The following is a 17,698-nucleotide window of genomic DNA, read 5'->3' as shown; positions in this document are numbered from 1 at the left end:
CAGTCGCAAAAAACCGATGCCGTCCGTTACTGGCCGGGCGCCTCGTCCTGAAACTGATCCTTGACGTATTTGATCTCGGTACGCCCATGGGGCGCGGGCAGGCCATCTTCACCCAGGTTGACGAAGACCATCCTTTCCACCGTCAGAATGCTCTTGCGGGTGATCTTGTTGCGCACTTCACACATCAGCGTGATAGAGGTGCGACCGAACTCGGTGGCGGTAATGCCCAGCTCGATGATGTCGCCCTGGCGCGAAGCACTGACAAAATTGATTTCGGAGATGTACTTGGTCACCACGCGCTGGTTGCCCAGTTGGACGATGGCATAGATCGCCGCTTCTTCATCGATCCAGCGCAGCAGGCTGCCGCCGAACAGGGTGCCGTTGGGGTTGAGGTCTTCGGGTTTTACCCATTTGCGGGTGTGGAAGTTCATGGTCACTCCAAAGCGTCTGGCGAAATGATGGGCAACATCATGGCAGAGCCCGGACCCAAGCTCTATGCGCCATTGCCTATCAACCCCATGAGCGAACTGCATGCCGCCGACAGAAAGGCTTGGGAAGTACCGCGTACACGGCTATAATCGCCCCCGTTTCACAACGGTCATCGTCGATTGATACCGTTCTCCCGCCACCTGTCCGAGGGGCGCTGCAGCAGGCCTGGCCTGTCAGGCTCGGATGGGGCGTTGTCCGGCCTGGTTGTCCTGGCTGGATACTAAACGCACAACGGCGCCCATTCGCACACTACGAATGGAGGCTCTTCATGAGCGCTGTAAACACGCCTGCAGATTTCAACGACTACAAAGTCGCCGACATGTCCCTCGCTGCCTGGGGCCGTCGCGAGACCTTTATCGCCGAATCCGAAATGCCGGCCCTGATGGGGCTGCGCCGCAAATACGCTGCTGAGCAACCGCTCAAGGGCGCGAAGATTCTCGGCTGCATCCACATGACCATTCAGACTGCCGTGCTGATCGAAACCCTGGTTGCCCTGGGTGCCGAAGTGCGCTGGTCGTCCTGCAACATTTTCTCGACGCAAGACCAGGCCGCTGCCGCCATCGCCGCTGCCGGCATTCCTGTTTTCGCCTGGAAAGGCGAGACCGAGGAAGAGTACGAGTGGTGCCTGGAGCAAACCATCCTCAAGGATGGCGCGCCATGGGATGCCAACATGATCCTCGACGACGGCGGCGACCTGACCGAGCTGCTGCACAAGAAGTACCCGCAGATCCTCGACCGCGTCCACGGCGTGACCGAAGAAACCACCACCGGCGTACACCGTCTGTTGGACATGCTGGCCAAGGGCGAGCTGAAAATCCCGGCCATCAACGTCAACGACTCGGTGACCAAGAGCAAGAACGACAACAAGTACGGCTGCCGTCACAGCCTCAACGATGCGATCAAGCGCGGCACCGACCACTTGCTGTCGGGCAAGCAGGCGCTGGTGATCGGCTACGGTGACGTGGGCAAGGGTTCGTCCCAGTCGCTGCGCCAGGAAGGCATGATCGTCAAGGTCTCCGAAGTCGACCCGATCTGCGCCATGCAAGCTTGCATGGACGGTTTCGAAGTGGTTTCGCCGTTCATCGACGGCGTCAATGACGGTACCTCCGCCAGCATCGACGCGGCCCTGCTGGGCAAGATCGACTTGATCGTGACCACTACCGGTAACGTGAATGTCTGCGATGCCAACATGCTCAAGGCCCTGAAAAAGCGCGCCGTGGTCTGCAACATCGGTCACTTCGACAACGAAATCGACACCGCTTTCATGCGCAAGAACTGGGCATGGGAAGAAGTGAAGCCGCAGGTACACAAGGTTCACCGTACCGGCGCGGGCGATTTCGACCCACAGAACGACGACTACCTGATCCTGCTGGCCGAAGGCCGCCTGGTAAACCTGGGCAACGCCACCGGTCACCCAAGCCGCATCATGGATGGCTCGTTCGCCAACCAGGTCCTGGCCCAGATCTTCCTGTTCGAGCAGAAATACGCCGACCTGTCGCCGGCCCAGAAAGCCGAGCGCCTGACCGTGGAAGTACTGCCGAAGAAACTCGACGAAGAAGTGGCCCTGGAAATGGTCCGTGGCTTCGGCGGCGTGGTGACCCAACTGACCAAGACTCAGGCCGACTATATCGGCGTGACCGTTGAAGGCCCGTTCAAGCCGCACGCCTACCGCTACTAAGTAACCAGCTCTCCCCCTGTCGGAGCGGGCCTGTGTGGGAACCGCTTGTGTGGGAGCGGGCTTGCTCGCGATAGCGCAGTGTCAGTCAAAGCAGTCACGACTGACCCACCGCATTCGCGAGCAAGCCCGCTCCATACAAGCCCGGTCCCACAATGACGGTGAACACCTTCAGGCTTTTTGAGTTTCCAAGGATAAAACCATGTCCCAAGACCGTCGCTACAGCTTCGAGTTTTTCCCGACCAAGACCGATGCTGGGCATGAAAAACTGATGGCAACTGCGAAGCAGTTGGCCAGCTACCACCCCGATTTCTTCTCCTGCACCTACGGCGCGGGCGGCTCGACCCGTGATCGCACGATCAACACCGTGCTGCAGCTGGAAAGCGAAGTCAAAATCCCGGCCGCACCGCATTTGTCATGCGTGGGCGACAGCAAGGACGACCTGCGCGGCCTGCTGACCCAGTACAAGGCTGCCGGCATCAAGCGCATCGTCGCCCTGCGCGGTGACCTGCCATCCGGCATGGGCATGGCCAGCGGCGAGTTGCGCTACGCCAATGACCTGGTGAGCTTCATTCGTGAAGAGACCGGTGATCACTTCCATATCGAAGTGGCCGCTTATCCGGAGATGCACCCCCAGGCACGCAATTTCGAAAACGATCTGCAGAATTTCGTGCGCAAGGTCAATGCCGGCGCCAACAGCGCGATCACCCAATACTTCTTCAACGCCGACAGCTACTTCTACTTCGTCGAGCGTGTGCAGGCCATGGGTGTGGACATTCCAGTGGTCCCGGGCATCATGCCGATCACCAACTACAGCAAACTGGCGCGTTTCTCCGACGCCTGCGGCGCGGAAATCCCGCGCTGGGTGCGTAAACAACTGGAAGCCTACGGTGACGATGTCAAAAGCATCCAGGCATTCGGCGAACAGGTTATCAGCGAAATGTGTGAAACTTTGCTGCAAGGTGGCGCACCAGGGTTGCACTTCTATACCCTGAACCAGGCCGAACCGAGCCTGGCCGTCTGGAACAACCTCAAGCTGCCACGCTAAGGGTCGTTTTGTGCTGTACCCAGGCCCTCTTGATACGAGGGCCTTTGTCGTTCTACATGCCAACGGAAACCCGCAGTCCATGAATACAGCGTCCTCGACTCCCCGCCCGCAGCTGGTTTACCTGGTGTTCGGCGCCGAGACTTATCATCAGGAGGCGGTATTCAGCATCGCCAGCGCCTTGGCCAACCTGCGGGACACACCGGACGCCGTTCTCGATATCCAGGTTTTCAGCGACAACCCCGAGCCCTACCGGCTGTTGCCGGTGCGCGTCCGAGCGCTGGATGAAGCCACCCGCAAACGCTGGAGCGAGCCCCACGGGTATCACTTCCGTACCAAACACGTGGTGCTGCGCCAAGTGCTTTCCGAGTCGGAACTGGCACTGCTGATCGACACCGACACCTTTTTCCATCACTCGCCCATGGCGCTGTTCGAGCGAGTCCAGCCGGGCACCCTGCTGTGCAACGCGTTCTACACCAAGTACGGCGATAACCACGAAAGCATCCTGTACAGCGCATTGCGCCAGCGCCTGCTGGACATGGGCGTGGCCGACGACGAGATGATGACCCTCAATTCCGGGGTCATGGGCCTGACGCAACAGGACGCACATATCCTCGACCGTTCCATCGAGCTGATGGACGAACTCTTCCCCCATGCCCAAGGGGCGTACACCCTGGAAGAGTTCTGCCTGTCCATCGCCGCCTACCGCACGCTCAAGGTGCGCGAATGTCCGGACTTGATTCACCATTACTGGAGCCGCAAGCAACTGTTCCGTGCCAAGGTCAAGGCCTGGATCGCCAAGCACGCAGCCGACCCCACTTGCCCCGCGGCGCTGGACGACACTCGCCAGGTTTCCGCCCACCTGCCGCGCCCACCGCGCCTGCAGCGCATGATGTATAAGCTGATCACCCTGGTATTGCCCAAGCATCAGCAGCAGTTCATCCGCGAAATCCTGTATGGCTGCTATGAACATGAAAATGAGTTCGACCAGGCCTGTGGCCCGGTCTGGTGGGACAAGGCGCGCCAGAACCAGGAAGAGCGCCAGGGCCGCCCGATCGACGCCCATCTGCTGGAACACTGGTTCGCCAACCCCGTCGTGCGCCTGATCCTCGGGGAGCGCCGCCGCGCCATCTATGAACACCTGATGAAGTCTTCGTCACACTGAAGATTCACTAGCGCTCGCTGAAGATACCCATGCCAGAGCTTCTCTTTAACCGGAGAGCGTCGTAACCTCAGGGCATGCCCGTCATTTTCCGGTTGTTGTCCGCTGTTCTCTTCGCTTGCCTGAGCCTCACCGCCCAAGGCGAACAACTGCGCATTGTCACTGAACCCTGGGCCCCTTACGTCTACGAAGAAAATGGCAAGATGCGCGGGCTCGATTACGAGACCACCGTGATCATCTTCCAGCGCCTGGGGATCGACGTGCAATGGCAGTTCCTGCCTTGGAAACGTTGCCTGGCGATGCTTGAACAAGGCCACGCCGACGGCGCGCTGGATATTTTTCACAGCCACGAACGAGACAATCTACTGCTTTACCCCAGCGAACCGCTGTCCCAGGTCGAGTTCGTGATGTTCTACGCCAACGCGCGCCCTCACCCGTTCCAGACACTGGATGATCTGCGGGGCCTGACGATCGGCACCTCGCCCGGCTACCTCTATAGCGCCGAATTCCGCGAGTCCAGGCTCTTCACTCGCGAGCCAGCCCCCAGCCATGAGGCCAACTTCGGCAAGCTGGCCCGTGGGCGGATCGACCTGCTGATCACCGATCGCCGGGTCGGCCAGCATGCGATAAAAATGCTTGGGCTAGAGAAACAGATCAGTCAGGCGCCGAAGGTGATCAGCAGCCAGCAACAGTTCCTCGCCGTACGCCGTGGAGCCGGCATGGACCTGTTGATCCAGCGCTTTGGCGCCGAACTCAAGCGCTTCAAGCAAACCGCCGCCTACGCGGCCTTGAGCGAAAAATACGCAGGTTCCAGTAAAAAAATGGTCTTATCAGCGCCTTTGGAGCAAACCGTTGAGCAGCAGGAAAGCAGCGCACGCTGATTGCTCTGTTATACTCCGGCCTTTCCGCCAGGCTTACGCCCGGACGTTGGGTCGACAAAACGCCCCCCGATGCAGCTACTGCGCAGCTTTCACCGCCCGCGCGAGCCTTCGAGGTGCTGTCAGCCCCAGCTGGACCGGACGGGATTGCGTTCCTCTAAACGCCATTCACTCCCGGCAAGATTATCCCTTTGGGCCAAGCCCTAACTAAAACAGGATTACTCATGTCCTTTGCTTCCCTCGGTCTCTCCGAGGCTTTAGTCCGCGCCATCGAGGCAGCGGGCTATACCGAGCCTACTCCGGTGCAACAGCGGGCCATCCCCGCCGTGTTGCAAGGTCGCGACCTGATGGTTGCGGCGCAGACAGGTACTGGTAAAACCGGCGGTTTCGCCCTCCCTATCCTGGAGCGGTTGTTCCCTGGCGGTCACCCGGACAAGTCCCAACGTCACGGCCCGCGCCAACCCCGCGTACTGGTCCTGACCCCAACCCGCGAACTCGCCGCCCAGGTGCATGACAGCTTCAAGGTGTATGCCCGCGACTTGAAGTTCGTCAGCGCCTGCATCTTCGGCGGCGTCGGCATGAACCCACAGGTCCAGGCCATGTCCCGCGGTGTGGATGTGCTGGTGGCCTGCCCGGGTCGCCTGCTCGACCTGTGTGGCCAAGGCAGCGTCGATTTGTCTCACGTCGAAATCCTCGTGCTCGACGAAGCCGACCGCATGCTCGACATGGGCTTTGTGCACGACGTGAAGAAAGTCCTCGCGCGACTGCCGGCCAAACGTCAGAACCTGCTGTTCTCGGCAACGTTCTCCAACGACATCACCGCGCTGGCGGGCAAGTTGTTGCATAACCCCGAGCGCATCGAAGTCACGCCACCGAACACCACGGTCGAACGTATCGAGCAGCGGGTGTTCCGTCTCCCCGCGAGCCACAAGCGTGCATTGCTGGCCCACTTGATCACCGCCGGCGCCTGGGAACAGGTACTGGTCTTTACCCGCACCAAGCACGGCGCCAACCGCCTGGCCGAGTACCTGGACAAGCACGGCCTCACCGCTGTGGCGATCCATGGCAACAAGAGCCAGAACGCGCGGACCAAAGCCCTGGCCGACTTCAAGGCCGGCAGCGTACGCATCCTGGTCGCCACCGATATCGCCGCACGCGGCCTGGATATCGACCAATTGCCGCACGTGGTCAACTTCGAGCTGCCGAACGTCGACGAAGATTATGTGCACCGCATCGGTCGTACCGGGCGTGCCGGGCGTTCGGGCGAGGCCATTTCCCTGGTCGCGCCGGACGAAGAAAAGCTGCTGAAAAGCATTGAACGCATGACCAAGCAGAAAATCGCCGACGGCGACCTGATGGGCTTCGATGCCAGCGCCGTGGAAGCCGAAAAACCGGAAGTACGCGAGCGTCCTGACGTGCGTAACCCACGCAACCCACGCGGACCGAAGGGCGATGGCCCGAACGGCGGCGGTGGTGGCGGTGGTCGCCGTGACAAGGGCAAGGACAAGGGCGGCAAGGACAAGGCTTCGACCAACAGCCGTGGCGAACGCCCGGCCCGTGAGCAGAAGCCCCGCGAAGGCACCCCGGCCCGCGAACAGCGCCAGCCAAGCCAACCGCCCCGCGCCGCCGCTGACCGTGCCCCGGACGAGTTTCTTGACGACGATATCGATAACTTCGGTAACCGCGTGGACTACGTGCCCCAGGCCAAGCCGGCCCAGGATCGCGGTCGCCGTCCAGGCGCCCCGGCACAGGGCGCGGGTTCAGGCGCGCCGCGTAACGGCCAGTCGCAAGGTCGCCAGAACGGCCCACGCAGCAGCAACGGCAGCACCACCGGTACGCCGCCAGCCAAGCGCAATGGTCCACGTAACGGTGCTCCGCGTGACGGCCAGGCCCGTCGCGAAGACTCGCGCAATCGCCGCCCGGCGCGCGATGATCAGCCACGTTCATCCGAGCCGGCCGTGCAGAACCCGCGTGGCGGTCCTGCGCCGAAGATCATCCACAAGGAATCGAAAGCCGATCGCTTTCCGACCCCTGAGCAGTTGGATCAACTGCCGGGCCGTCCGCGTGGTGAAAAGCCAGCGTTGCTGACCCGCAACCGCTGATTTTCAAGGCGTCATAAAAAATGCCCCGCATCGAAAGATGCGGGGCATTTTTGTGTGCCGGACGAAAGTTACTTCGTCTTGACACCTTCCAGCGTGATGTCCAGATCCAGCGTCTGCGACGTCGGGCCTGGGCCTTTGATGCCGAAGTCGTTCAGGTCAAGCGTGGTCTTGGCGTTGAAGCCTGCACGCTCGCCGCCCCATGGATCCTTGCCTTCACCGTTGAATACAGCCTTGAACACGACAGGTTTGGTCACACCGTGCAGGGTCAAGTCGCCCGTGACATCAGCGGTTTTTTCGCCGGTGGGTTTGACACTGGTGGAGACGAACTTGGCTTCCGGATACTTCTTCACATCCAGGAAGTCAGCGCTGGCAATGTGCTTGTCACGCTCGGCGTGGTTAGACCACAAGCTGGCGGTTTTCAGGTCGACCGCGATTTTGCTGGCTTCCGGCTTGGCGGAATCCCAAGTGAACGTACCGTCGAAGTCCTTGAACGTACCGTTGATGAAGCTGTAGCCCAAGTGGCTGATTTTCCAATCGACAAAGGCGTGTTGACCTTCTTTGTCGATTTTGTAGTCAGCCGCCATCACCTGACCGGCAGACAGCAGAGCGGTACCGATTGCCAGAGCGGCGAGAGTCTTTTTCAACATGCTTTCTATTCCTTGTGAGTCGAGGTTGAACATCAGGCTTTGCGCCCCAGCATACGAGCCAGGGTCGCATCACGATCGATAAAGTGGTGTTTCAGGGCCGCCACGCCATGCAGGCCGGCGAAGATCACCAGCCCCCAGGCCAGGTAAAAATGCACCTCGCCGGCGACATCGGCCTGGTCCGGTAGACCGGAAACCACGGCGGGAATGTCAAACAGGCCAAACACCGGGATCCCCGCACCGTCGGCGGTGGAAATCAGGTAGCCGGCAATCATCACTGCAAACAGCCCGATATACAGCAACGCATGGCCAAACGCCGCGCCAATACGGGTCATGCGGCTATAGCTGGGCAGCGCTGGCGGCGGCGGGCTGAGCAAGCGCCAGACAATGCGCAGCAGCATCACGGCGAACAACGTAATCCCGATGCTTTTATGCAAGTCAGGCCCCTCTTTGCGCCAGGCACTGTAATAGTCGAGACCGACCATCCACAGGCCCAACGCGAACAGGCCGAATACCACCAGGGCCACGCCCCAGTGCATAACAATGCTGACCCAGCCATAGCGAGCCGATGAATTTCGTAATTGCATTACCCATATCCCCAAAAGCCATGCTCAAGACTAACGCTATATCTATCGATATAAAGCGGAAAATTTTGCTTTGAAGTATCGAGAAATACGATCTTGAGCCTAGAAACAATAAATTAACCAGAGATTAAGGACTATCCGGGCTAAACGTGACAGACCGTCCTGCTACAGCATCCAATTCACCTGCAATGGGTTGTGACACCGCTGCGCATTGCATAGGCTTGCGCGATTGTTTCGCCCGCGCGCGGCGCGACCTGCTTCGAGGAGAATGAACATGGGTTTGAATAACCAGTGGATGCAACGCGACCTCGCGGTGCTCTGGCATCCCTGCACCCAGATGAAAGACCACCAGCAACTGCCTCTGGTCCCGATCAAGCGGGGCGAAGGCGTGTGGCTGGAAGACTTTGAAGGCAAGCGCTATCTCGACGCCGTCAGTTCCTGGTGGGTCAACGTGTTCGGCCACGCCAACCCGCGCATCAATCAGCGCATCAAGGATCAGGTGGATCAACTGGAACATGTGATCCTGGCCGGCTTCAGCCATCAGCCGGTGATCGAACTGTCCGAGCGCCTGGTGCAGATGACGCCGGAAGGCCTGACCCGGTGCTTCTACGCCGACAACGGATCATCGTGCATCGAAGTCGCGTTGAAAATGAGCTTCCATTATTGGCTCAACCGCGGCCTGCCGAACAAGAAACGCTTCGTCACGCTGACCAACAGCTACCACGGCGAAACCATCGCCGCGATGTCGGTGGGCGATGTGCCGCTGTTCACCGAGACCTACAAGGCCTTGCTGCTGGACACGCTGAAAGTGCCGAGCCCGGACTGCTACCTGCGTCCTGAGGGCATGAGCTGGGAAGAGCACTCGCGCCATATGTTCCAGGCCATGGAGCAAACCCTGGCGGATCACCACGCGAGCGTTGCGGCGGTGATCGTCGAGCCGCTGATCCAGGGCGCTGGCGGCATGCGCATGTACCACCCGGTCTATCTCAAGTTGCTGCGCGAGGCCTGCGATCGCTACGGCGTGCACCTGATCCACGACGAAATCGCCGTCGGCTTCGGCCGCACCGGCAGCATGTTTGCCTGTGAGCAGGCGGGCATTCGTCCGGACTTTCTCTGCCTGTCCAAGGCGCTGACCGGCGGTTACCTGCCGTTGGCCGCCGTGGTCACCACCGAGGACGTCTACAGCGCGTTCTACGACGACTACCCGACCCTGCGCGCCTTCCTGCATTCCCACAGCTACACCGGCAATCCGCTGGCGTGCGCGGCGGCCCTGGCGACGCTGGATATCTTCGAAGAAGACAACGTCATCGAAAACAACAAGGCCCTCGCCACACGCATGGCCACCGCCACCGAACACCTGGTGGAACATCCGCATGTCTCGGAAGTGCGCCAGACCGGTATGGTGCTGGCCATCGAGATGGTCCAGGACAAAGCCAGCAAAACGGCCTACCCCTGGCAAGAACGCCGCGGCCTGAAAGTGTTTGAGCATGCCCTGGAGCGCGGCGCGTTGCTGCGGCCGTTGGGCAGCGTGGTGTATTTCCTGCCGCCCTATGTGATCACCCCGGAGCAGATCGACTTCCTGGCCGAGGTGGCCACTGAAGGCATCGATATCGCCACCAACAGCACAGTCAGCGTGTCAGTACCAAAAGACTTCCACCCAGGCTTCCGCGATCCCGGCTGATTCCCCAGAACCCTGTAGGAGCGAGGGCTAGGCCGCCCCCGTTCCGACCTAAACCTGTTCAGAGAACCGAAATGAGACTGTCCCGTTTTTTTGTCGACGCGCCGCTGAGCATTGGCGACCACCCGTTGCCTGAAGCCCAGGCCCATTACATCAGCCGCGTACTGCGCATGGGTGAAGGCGATGCCGTGCAATTGTTCGACGGCTCCGGGCAGGAGTTTCGTGGCTCGTTGCTGGAGGTCGGCAAAAAGCACGTCACCGTGCAACTGACGGAACGCTTCGCCGGCCAGGCCGAATCGCCCTTGCACATCCACCTCGGCCAGGGCTTGTCCCGGGGTGAGCGGATGGACTGGGCGATCCAGAAAGCCACCGAACTTGGCGTCATGCAAATCACCCCGATCTTCAGTGACCGTTGCGAAGTACGGCTCAAGGACGAACGCGCCGACAAGCGCCTGCTGCACTGGCGCCAGGTCGCAATCAGCGCTTGTGAGCAATGCGGGCGTTCGACCGTACCAGTGATTCATCCACCGCTGTTGCTGGCGGATTGGTTGAAGCAAACCGAGGCTGACCTGAAGTTGGTACTGCACCCGGTGGCCGAGCCGCTGGTCAGTCATGCCAAGCCGTCGAGCCTGGCTTTCTTGATCGGCCCTGAAGGAGGCTTGACCGACCACGAAGTCGAGACTGCCCAAGGCGCAGGCTTCCAAGCGGCCCGCCTCGGCCCGCGGGTGTTGCGTACCGAGACCGCGCCGGTAGTCGCACTCTCCGTCGCTCAGCAACTGTGGGGCGACTTCTAACCCGCCTTATAAACCCACTCAAAAAAATGTGGGAGCGGGCTTGCTCGCGATGACGGTATATCAGTCGAAATATCCAGTGACTGATACACCGCCATCGCGAGCAAGCCCGCTCCCACATGTGGAAGGCATGTTTATTCCACCGGATCACTCACCGGTTTGGCAATGATCGCTTTCAGCTCACGGGTCATCGGGAACTCCAGGTTCAAGCCCTTGGGGGGGATTGGCTGTTCGAACCAGCGTTGGTAGATACCGTTGATTTCCCCCGATCGGTACAGCTCGGCCAGGGTATCGTTGACCACCGCCAGAAACTGCGGATCGTCCTTGCGCACCATGCAACTGTAGATTTCCCGCGACTGCTCCTCGCCCACCACGACCCAGTTGTGTGGGTCCCTGGCCTTGGCGCGTTCGCCGTAGAGCAACGCGTCATCCATATAGAACGCCGCCGCACGGCCGCTCTCCAGCATCTTGAACGCTTCGCCATGGTCCTTGGCGCTGACCACCGACATATTGAGCGTGTGCTCGAAGTTATAGCGCTTGAGAAAACGCTCGTTGGTGGTACCGGCGGTGGTCACCACGTTCTTGTCCCTGAGGTCGGCGAAGCTTTTGATACCGCTGTCCTTGGCGGTCAGCAACTGGCCCTTCACGTAGATAAAACCGTAGGAAAACGCCACCTGCTTCTGGCGCTCGGCGGTCACGCCAGTAGAGCCGCATTCCAAGTCGACAGTGCCGTTCTGCACCAGCGGAATACGGGTCTGGGAGGTCACCAGGTTGTATTTCACGTTGAGCGTGGGCAGTCCGGTCTTTTGTTGGATGCGCTCGACAATCTTGCTGGCCAGGTCCACCGAGTAACCCATGGGTTTACCGCTGTGATCGCCGATATAGGAAAACGGCACCGATGCATCGCGGTAACCGAGAGTGATGCTCCTGGCTTCGGCAATCTTGGCCAAGGTGCCGTCCAATGGCGCCTCGGCTGCCTGGGCTTGAGCGCCCAGCAACAGTGCCAGTGCACCGCCTAACATTCGCCTGCCGCGCAATCCGCCGGGAGCGATACGGCGATCCGGCAAATCCCTTAGCCACACTGTGTGCATTGTCTTTCTCCGTGGGTTTTCTTGTCATCAACCGCGCACAGGCGGCCGTTGCTGTTGATTCGGGTAAGGGTCATGGATCTGTCCTAGGCGGCGCGAGGCGCAAGGCCCTGCATGTCGATGGAAGTCGTGTGCTGGCCAATCAGTTCAGTCAAGACTTGGCCGCTGCCGCAGGCCAGGGTAAAGCCGAGCGCGCCATGACCCAGGTTGAGCCACAGGTTGCGATAGACACTGGCACCGATCAGCGGCACGCCGCTGGGGGTGGCCGGGCGCATGCCGGCCCATTCGGTGGCCTGGGCATAATCGCCGGCCAACGGAAAGGTTTCGCAAGCCTGGCGCTTGATCAATGCCAGGCGCTTGGGCTCAAGGCGGGTGTCGAAACCAACGATGTCGACCATCGCCGCCACCCGCAGCTGCTTACCGATACGAGCATAGACAACTTTGCGGTCGTAGTCGGTGATGCTGATCGTCGGCGCCCGATGCTGCGCCCCAATCGGCACACTCAAGCTGTAGCCCTTGAGGGGATACAGCGGCAGCGCCATGCCAGGCAACGCCAGCGCCGGGCTGCGCACCCCCGCGGCCAGCACCAGGTGCTCGACCGGCATGACTTCACCGGCCAGTTCAATGGCCTGCACCGTACCGTGGGCGTGACGGATGCCGGTGACCTTGCGCCCCAACAAAAAAGTACAACGCCCCGAGGCTTGCAGCCGCGCTGCCAATTGCTGGCAAAAGCCATGACAGTCCGCCACTTCCTCATTGGGCGTGTAGATCCCGCCGACAAAACGCGCAGCGCCAAGGGTCGGTTCCAGCCGCTTGCAATCGGCCGTCGACAACACCTGCTGTTGCAGGCGATCGAACACTTTGTCTCGCGCATGCGCGAACGTGTGGTGGCTGCGGAATGTCACCAGTTTGCCGTTGCGCTGCCAGTCGAAGCCGTCCAGCCGATCCTCGTCGCGCCATTGCTGCAAGGTGTTTTGACTCAATGACGCCAGACGCAACAGGTGGCCGGCATTGCGCTTGTTGACCGACGCGCGGCAGGCGCCAAGAAAGGCCGCCATCCAGCGCCATTGCGCCGGGTCCAGGCGTGGCCGCAGTTTCAATGGCGAATCGCCGCGCAATAGCCAGCCGATAGCTTGCAACGGCACGCCCTTGTCGGCCAGCGGCGCGACGTAGCGATAGGAAAGCTGACCGCCGTTCGCAAAACTGGTCTCACTGGCCAGGCTTTCACGCGCCTCGATCACGGTCACGTCCATGCCGGCGCGGACCAGCGCATAGGCACTCGCCAGACCGATGACCCCACCCCCAATGATGCACACCCGCTGCGCCATGTCGTTCCCGCTCGTTGTATTCAGCGGCCAAGCGTAGCGGCAGGTGACAGGCGCCAGACAATGAATAAAGATGGACCACCTATAAGCAAAGGTTATGGACTCGTCATGCGCTTGCGTCATATCGAAATTTTCCAGGCCATTCGCCAGACCGGCTCGATCAGTGCCGCCGCTCAGTTGCTGCACGTCTCGCAACCCGCGGTGACCAAAGTGCTGCAACACGCCGAGCTGCAGCTGGGTTTCCCGCTGTTTCTGCGGATACGCGGCAAATTGCAGCCGACCCCGGAAGCGCTGGCCCTGGAGCGCGAAGTCGATAAGGTCAGCGAAAGCCTGCAAGGCGTCAGGCGGCTGGCGCATAACCTGCGGCGTGAGCCCGGTCAGAGCCTGCGGATCGGCGCCACGCCGGCCTTGGCGTTATCGCTGTTGCCACCGGCAATCGGTGAATGGACCCAGCGCTATCCGAACATTGCCTGTGAATTGTCCAGTGCCCACAGCCGTGAACTGGTGCAGAGCCTGTTGATGCGCGAGATGGATGTCGCATTGACGCTCAAGTCCCCGGACCATCCCGGGCTCAAGGCCCAGGCGCTGGCCCACGGCGTACTGGTGGCGCTGGCGCCGCGAGGTTATTGGCCGCAGGCAGAACTGACCAATCCGTTGCCCTTGAGGGGGCTGGCGGGGGCGCCGTTGATTGGTCTGTCCAGCGCCGACCCGTTGTCGGCACGGCTCGACAATTACCTGGAAGCCGTCGAGCCGCCACCTCGGGTGCGTATTTCGGTACAGACTTATTCACTGGCCCGCGCCATGGTGGAATCCGGCGCCGGGTTGGCGGTAATCGACCCGTTCACGGCGCTGGGCGCGTCGGCCACGGCGACCTGCATTCGTCCGCTGGCGCCGCCGCTGCCCATCACGTTGTACGCCCTGACCCGCGTCGATGAACCGCCGCCGCATATGCTCGCCAGCCTGCTGGAAATCTTCGGCAACCGGGCGCAAGAACAGTTGGATCGACTGTAAACGCACCTCGTCAAAGCACCACACATCCAATCTGGGCTTGCCTTAATGCGGTTGAGTTTTTTGTAGGAGCGAGGGGGGCGCCTAGCCCTTGCTCGCGAAAAACGTCAACGATAACGCGTGTTTCCTGAATAAACGCGGCGCCTATGAGTTTTTCGCGAGCAAGCTCGCTCCTACAAAAACTCAACGGTATTAGCCCACATACGCCAGCTCTCACAGTTTTAATCCCTGTGTCGGTTAAAGCACATACCGCATGATCGCCACAAAATGCAGCAGGCTGCCGCCGATCACAAACAAATGCCAGATTCCGTGAGAATGCCGCAAGCGGTCCTCCAGGGCAAAAAAGAGGATACCCACGGTGTACAACACGCCGCCCGACGCCAGCCAGATGAACCCCGTCGTGCCCAGCGCAGCGATCAGCGGCTTGACCGCCACCAACACGATCCAGCCCATCACCGCATAGATCACAATCGACAGGATCCGTGCTTCAGAGCGCGGCTTGATCTCCTGCAAAATGCCGATCACCGCCAGCCCCCAGACAATCCCGAACAGCGTCCAGCCCCAGGGCCCGCGCAGGGTCACCAGGCAGAACGGGGTGTAGCTCCCGGCAATCAGCAGGTAGATGGAAAAGTGGTCGACCTTCTGCATGATCTGTTTTCTGCGCCCGCGCACGCTGTGATAAACCGTCGAGGCGCTGTACAGCACCAGCAGCGTGAATCCGTAGATGGCCACGCTGACGATCTTCCAGGGACTGCCATCCAGACTCGCCACCACCAACATCCACACCGCACCGGCAAATGCCGCGATGGCACCGAGCAAATGGCTCCAGGCGTTGAATCGTTCTCCGTGGTACATCTGTCCGTCATCTCCCGTGTTACCGATTGGCTGGCAAGCCTCCAGCCTTGCGCATAAGAGTGCAAGGCTAATGTGATGTTCCGGGGACAGCGCTGGGAGCCCGGCGGTTTTGCGGGCACAATCGAGGGCATTCGAACAAGAGTCACCGCCATGCTGATCGACGAAGAGTTCACCCTCAAGAAGCTGGAAATCTTCCTGGCGTTCATGCGCACCGGCAACCTGGCCCGCGCCGCCGCCGAGTTGCAGACCAGCAATGTCAGCGTCCACCGCGCCATCCATTCCCTGGAAAACGCCCTGCGCTGCCCGCTGTTCAAGCACGAGGGTCGCAACCTCACGCCGCTGGAGAGTGCCTATGTGCTGGAGGAACGCGCGCAAAAGCTGGTACAGGAAGTGGTCGACAGCGTGCGCCTGACCCGCGAAGCCGCAGGTTTTTCCGCCGAGCGCTTCAAGCTCGGCGCCCTGTATTCGCTGACCGTGAAGACTGTACCGCAGTTGATCATGGGCCTGAAGATCCGCCGCAGCGAGCTGAATATCGACCTGATCCTCGGCTCCAATTTCGACCTGCTGTACAAGCTCAAGAACATGGAAGTCGACGCGATCCTGATCTCTCTGGACGAACACGCCAGCGACCCGGACTGTGCACAGATCCCACTGTTTTCCGACGATATCTACCTCGCCACACCGGCCGATTCACCTTTCGACCGCGCACACGAAATCGACCTGGCCGAAGTCCGCCACGCCACGTTCATCACCCTGACCCAAGGCTTCGCCACGCACCAGGATGGCAACCGGGTGTTCAAGCAGGCGGGCTTCGAGCCGAAGGTGGCGATGCAGGTCAACGATATCTTCACCCTGCTGAGCATGGTCAGCTCGGGCGTGGGGTATGCGCTGCTGCCGGGCAGGATTGCGGCGGTGTACGAGAATCGGGTCAAGCTGATTCCCCTGCAGGCACGTTACCGGTTGCAGCAGCACATCGGGGTAGTGTTCTTGAAGGCCAAGGAGCGTGATCCGAACTTGCTGGCGTTGCTCGCGGAGTGTCGGATGTATGCCAACCGACACTTGGCGGTCTGAAATACCGCCATCGCGAGCAAGCCCGCTCCCACATTTGAAATGCATTGCAATGTGGGAGCGGGCTTGCTCGCGATGGCGCCCGATCATTCAATCGAGACTACCGGATCAGCCCATCAGCCCGCGCATCATCAGGAACAACAACGACGGCCCGAGCAAACACCCCAGCGCCGTATAGAACGCCGCCGTCAGGCACCCGTAAGGCACCAGTTTCGGGTCGGTCGCCGCCAGTCCGCCCGCCACACCGCTCGAGGTGCCCATCAGCCCACCAAAGATCACCGCGCTGCGTGGATTGTTCAGGCCGATCAGCGGCGCCACGAACGGTGTCATGACCATCACCAGAATGGCCTTGATCAACCCGGCCGCGATGGACAGCGCCATGACCTCGGAACTCGCGCCAATCGCCGCGCCGGTCACCGGCCCGACGATGTAGGTCACCGCGCCCGCGCCGATGGTGGTCAGGCTGACCGCATCGGTGTAACCAAAGGCCATCGCCACGCCCACACCGGCAATAAACGATGAACCGACCCCGACAAACAGCGCCAGCACACCCACATACCCGGCGCGTTTAAGCTCATCGACACTGACCCCGAAGGCGGTGGCGACAATCGCGAAATCCCGCAGCATCGCCCCACCCAGCAGGCCAATGCCCGACAACAACGGGATATCCACCACGCCTTTCGAGCCACCGGTGAAGGCGCCGCCGACATAGGACAGCACCAGGCCCAGCAGAATCGCGATGGCCGAACCATGCAAGCGACCTTTGGTGAAGTTGTCGGAGATCCAGTAGGACACCCACATCGTCAAACCAATCAGCGCGAAACCGCTGATCAAGCCGTAGCCCGTAATGACTTTCATCAAGGATTCATACATGGCGATCACCCCACCGACTTGGTAGTGGAGGCAGCATCCGGCTCACTGTTGCCGATACGTACCAGGACGGGCACCAGGGCAAACGCCACCACCACCGCACAGGTTCCGGCCAGGATCGCCATGGGGCCGCCACTGATCGCGCCATAGACGTTTTGCTGGGCCGCCATCGCCACCACGATCGGGATGTAGATCGCCGCCCAAAAAGTCAGGCCTTGTTCCGACTTGCCGGTAAACAGGCCGCGCTTGCCCAGGTAGCTGCCAAAACCAATCAGCAGCAACATCGCGATGCCGACCCCACCGACGTTAGCCGGAATACCCAGCAACTTGCCCAGCAGCTCGCCGATAAACAGCCCGGTCAGGGTACATATGGCCAAGAACGCCACACCGTAAATAATCATCTTGGTAATCCTCTTTATGCTTATTCGAAATTGTT

Annotated in this window: 17 protein-coding genes and 1 riboswitch; of the genes, 9 read left to right on the top strand and 8 right to left on the bottom strand. The window is 60.6% G+C overall.

The features are described from left to right. Positions 1 to 26: 26 nt before the first annotated feature. A complete protein-coding gene (locus AC6CIA_RS12475) occupies positions 27 to 431 on the bottom strand; it encodes an acyl-CoA thioesterase (RefSeq protein WP_339528091.1) in 405 nt (134 codons plus the stop codon). 198 nt (positions 432 to 629) lie between these two features. Next, a riboswitch (S-adenosyl-L-homocysteine riboswitch) is annotated at positions 630 to 736 on the top strand. Positions 737 to 757: 21 nt separating this feature from the next. On the opposite strand from AC6CIA_RS12475, the gene ahcY reads away from it, so the two are divergent. The 5 genes from ahcY (at position 758) to rhlE2 (ending at position 7,351) form a co-directional block, all read left to right on the top strand. After that, positions 758 to 2,167: an adenosylhomocysteinase gene (ahcY, locus tag AC6CIA_RS12470; protein WP_084378523.1), complete on the top strand. Its 1,410-nt coding sequence runs from the start codon at positions 758 to 760 to the stop codon at positions 2,165 to 2,167. Positions 2,168 to 2,366: 199 nt separating this feature from the next. Next, on the top strand, positions 2,367 to 3,212 hold the full coding sequence (gene metF / locus AC6CIA_RS12465) for a methylenetetrahydrofolate reductase [NAD(P)H] (protein ID WP_339528087.1): 846 nt from the start codon (positions 2,367 to 2,369) through the stop codon (positions 3,210 to 3,212). 79 nt (positions 3,213 to 3,291) lie between these two features. Next, positions 3,292 to 4,374 carry a hypothetical protein gene (locus AC6CIA_RS12460; protein WP_498312353.1) on the top strand — a complete coding sequence of 361 codons (1,083 nt, stop codon included), beginning with the start codon at positions 3,292 to 3,294 and terminating at the stop codon, positions 4,372 to 4,374. Between the two features lie 74 nt (positions 4,375 to 4,448). Beyond that, positions 4,449 to 5,252: a substrate-binding periplasmic protein gene (locus AC6CIA_RS12455; protein WP_498312351.1), complete on the top strand. Its 804-nt coding sequence runs from the start codon at positions 4,449 to 4,451 to the stop codon at positions 5,250 to 5,252. Between the two features lie 221 nt (positions 5,253 to 5,473). Continuing rightward, complete coding sequence (rhlE2, locus tag AC6CIA_RS12450) at positions 5,474 to 7,351, top strand: RNA helicase RhlE2 (RefSeq protein WP_498312349.1); 1,878 nt, start codon at positions 5,474 to 5,476, stop codon at positions 7,349 to 7,351. Positions 7,352 to 7,419: 68 nt separating this feature from the next. Here rhlE2 and AC6CIA_RS12445 read toward each other — a convergent pair whose 3' ends face one another. Further along, positions 7,420 to 7,998, bottom strand: coding sequence for a YceI family protein (locus tag AC6CIA_RS12445; protein WP_339528079.1), 579 nt, complete (start codon positions 7,996 to 7,998; stop codon positions 7,420 to 7,422). 32 nt (positions 7,999 to 8,030) lie between these two features. After that, positions 8,031 to 8,582: a cytochrome b gene (locus tag AC6CIA_RS12440; RefSeq protein ID WP_498312347.1), complete on the bottom strand. Its 552-nt coding sequence runs from the start codon at positions 8,580 to 8,582 to the stop codon at positions 8,031 to 8,033. 271 nt (positions 8,583 to 8,853) lie between these two features. On the opposite strand from AC6CIA_RS12440, the gene AC6CIA_RS12435 reads away from it, so the two are divergent. After that, positions 8,854 to 10,260: an adenosylmethionine--8-amino-7-oxononanoate transaminase gene (locus AC6CIA_RS12435; RefSeq protein ID WP_498312345.1), complete on the top strand. Its 1,407-nt coding sequence runs from the start codon at positions 8,854 to 8,856 to the stop codon at positions 10,258 to 10,260. A 71-nt stretch (positions 10,261 to 10,331) separates the two neighbouring features. Then, positions 10,332 to 11,051 carry a 16S rRNA (uracil(1498)-N(3))-methyltransferase gene (locus tag AC6CIA_RS12430; protein ID WP_084378531.1) on the top strand — a complete coding sequence of 240 codons (720 nt, stop codon included), beginning with the start codon at positions 10,332 to 10,334 and terminating at the stop codon, positions 11,049 to 11,051. A 131-nt stretch (positions 11,052 to 11,182) separates the two neighbouring features. Here AC6CIA_RS12430 and AC6CIA_RS12425 read toward each other — a convergent pair whose 3' ends face one another. Then, complete coding sequence (locus tag AC6CIA_RS12425; RefSeq protein WP_498312611.1) at positions 11,183 to 12,070, bottom strand: transporter substrate-binding domain-containing protein; 888 nt, start codon at positions 12,068 to 12,070, stop codon at positions 11,183 to 11,185. 152 nt (positions 12,071 to 12,222) lie between these two features. Next, positions 12,223 to 13,464 (bottom strand): D-amino acid dehydrogenase, encoded by a 1,242-nt coding sequence (locus AC6CIA_RS12420; protein ID WP_498312343.1) that lies wholly within the window; start codon positions 13,462 to 13,464, stop codon positions 12,223 to 12,225. A gap of 105 nt (positions 13,465 to 13,569) precedes the next feature. Here AC6CIA_RS12420 and AC6CIA_RS12415 point away from each other — a divergent pair, with 105 nt between their 5' ends. Next, positions 13,570 to 14,472 (top strand): LysR family transcriptional regulator, encoded by a 903-nt coding sequence (locus tag AC6CIA_RS12415; protein ID WP_498312341.1) that lies wholly within the window; start codon positions 13,570 to 13,572, stop codon positions 14,470 to 14,472. A 234-nt stretch (positions 14,473 to 14,706) separates the two neighbouring features. On the opposite strand, the gene trhA is transcribed toward AC6CIA_RS12415, so the two are convergent. Further along, a complete protein-coding gene (gene trhA / locus AC6CIA_RS12410; protein WP_339528069.1) occupies positions 14,707 to 15,324 on the bottom strand; it encodes a PAQR family membrane homeostasis protein TrhA in 618 nt (205 codons plus the stop codon). A gap of 150 nt (positions 15,325 to 15,474) precedes the next feature. Here trhA and AC6CIA_RS12405 point away from each other — a divergent pair, with 150 nt between their 5' ends. After that, positions 15,475 to 16,395, top strand: a complete 921-nt coding sequence (locus AC6CIA_RS12405) for a LysR family transcriptional regulator (RefSeq protein WP_339528067.1) — start codon at positions 15,475 to 15,477, stop codon at positions 16,393 to 16,395. A gap of 105 nt (positions 16,396 to 16,500) precedes the next feature. Here AC6CIA_RS12405 and madM read toward each other — a convergent pair whose 3' ends face one another. Together madM and madL are read right to left on the bottom strand one after the other, a co-directional pair. After that, positions 16,501 to 17,265: a malonate transporter subunit MadM gene (gene madM / locus AC6CIA_RS12400; RefSeq protein WP_339528065.1), complete on the bottom strand. Its 765-nt coding sequence runs from the start codon at positions 17,263 to 17,265 to the stop codon at positions 16,501 to 16,503. Positions 17,266 to 17,270: 5 nt separating this feature from the next. Then, positions 17,271 to 17,663, bottom strand: a complete 393-nt coding sequence (gene madL / locus AC6CIA_RS12395) for a malonate transporter subunit MadL (RefSeq protein WP_498312338.1) — start codon at positions 17,661 to 17,663, stop codon at positions 17,271 to 17,273. Between the last annotated feature and the right edge of the window lie 35 nt (positions 17,664 to 17,698).

The organism is Pseudomonas sp. GQ91 (assembly GCF_059758795.1).
The sequence above is the reverse complement of the archived record's forward strand: the minus strand, read 5'-3'. Positions and strand labels throughout refer to the sequence as shown.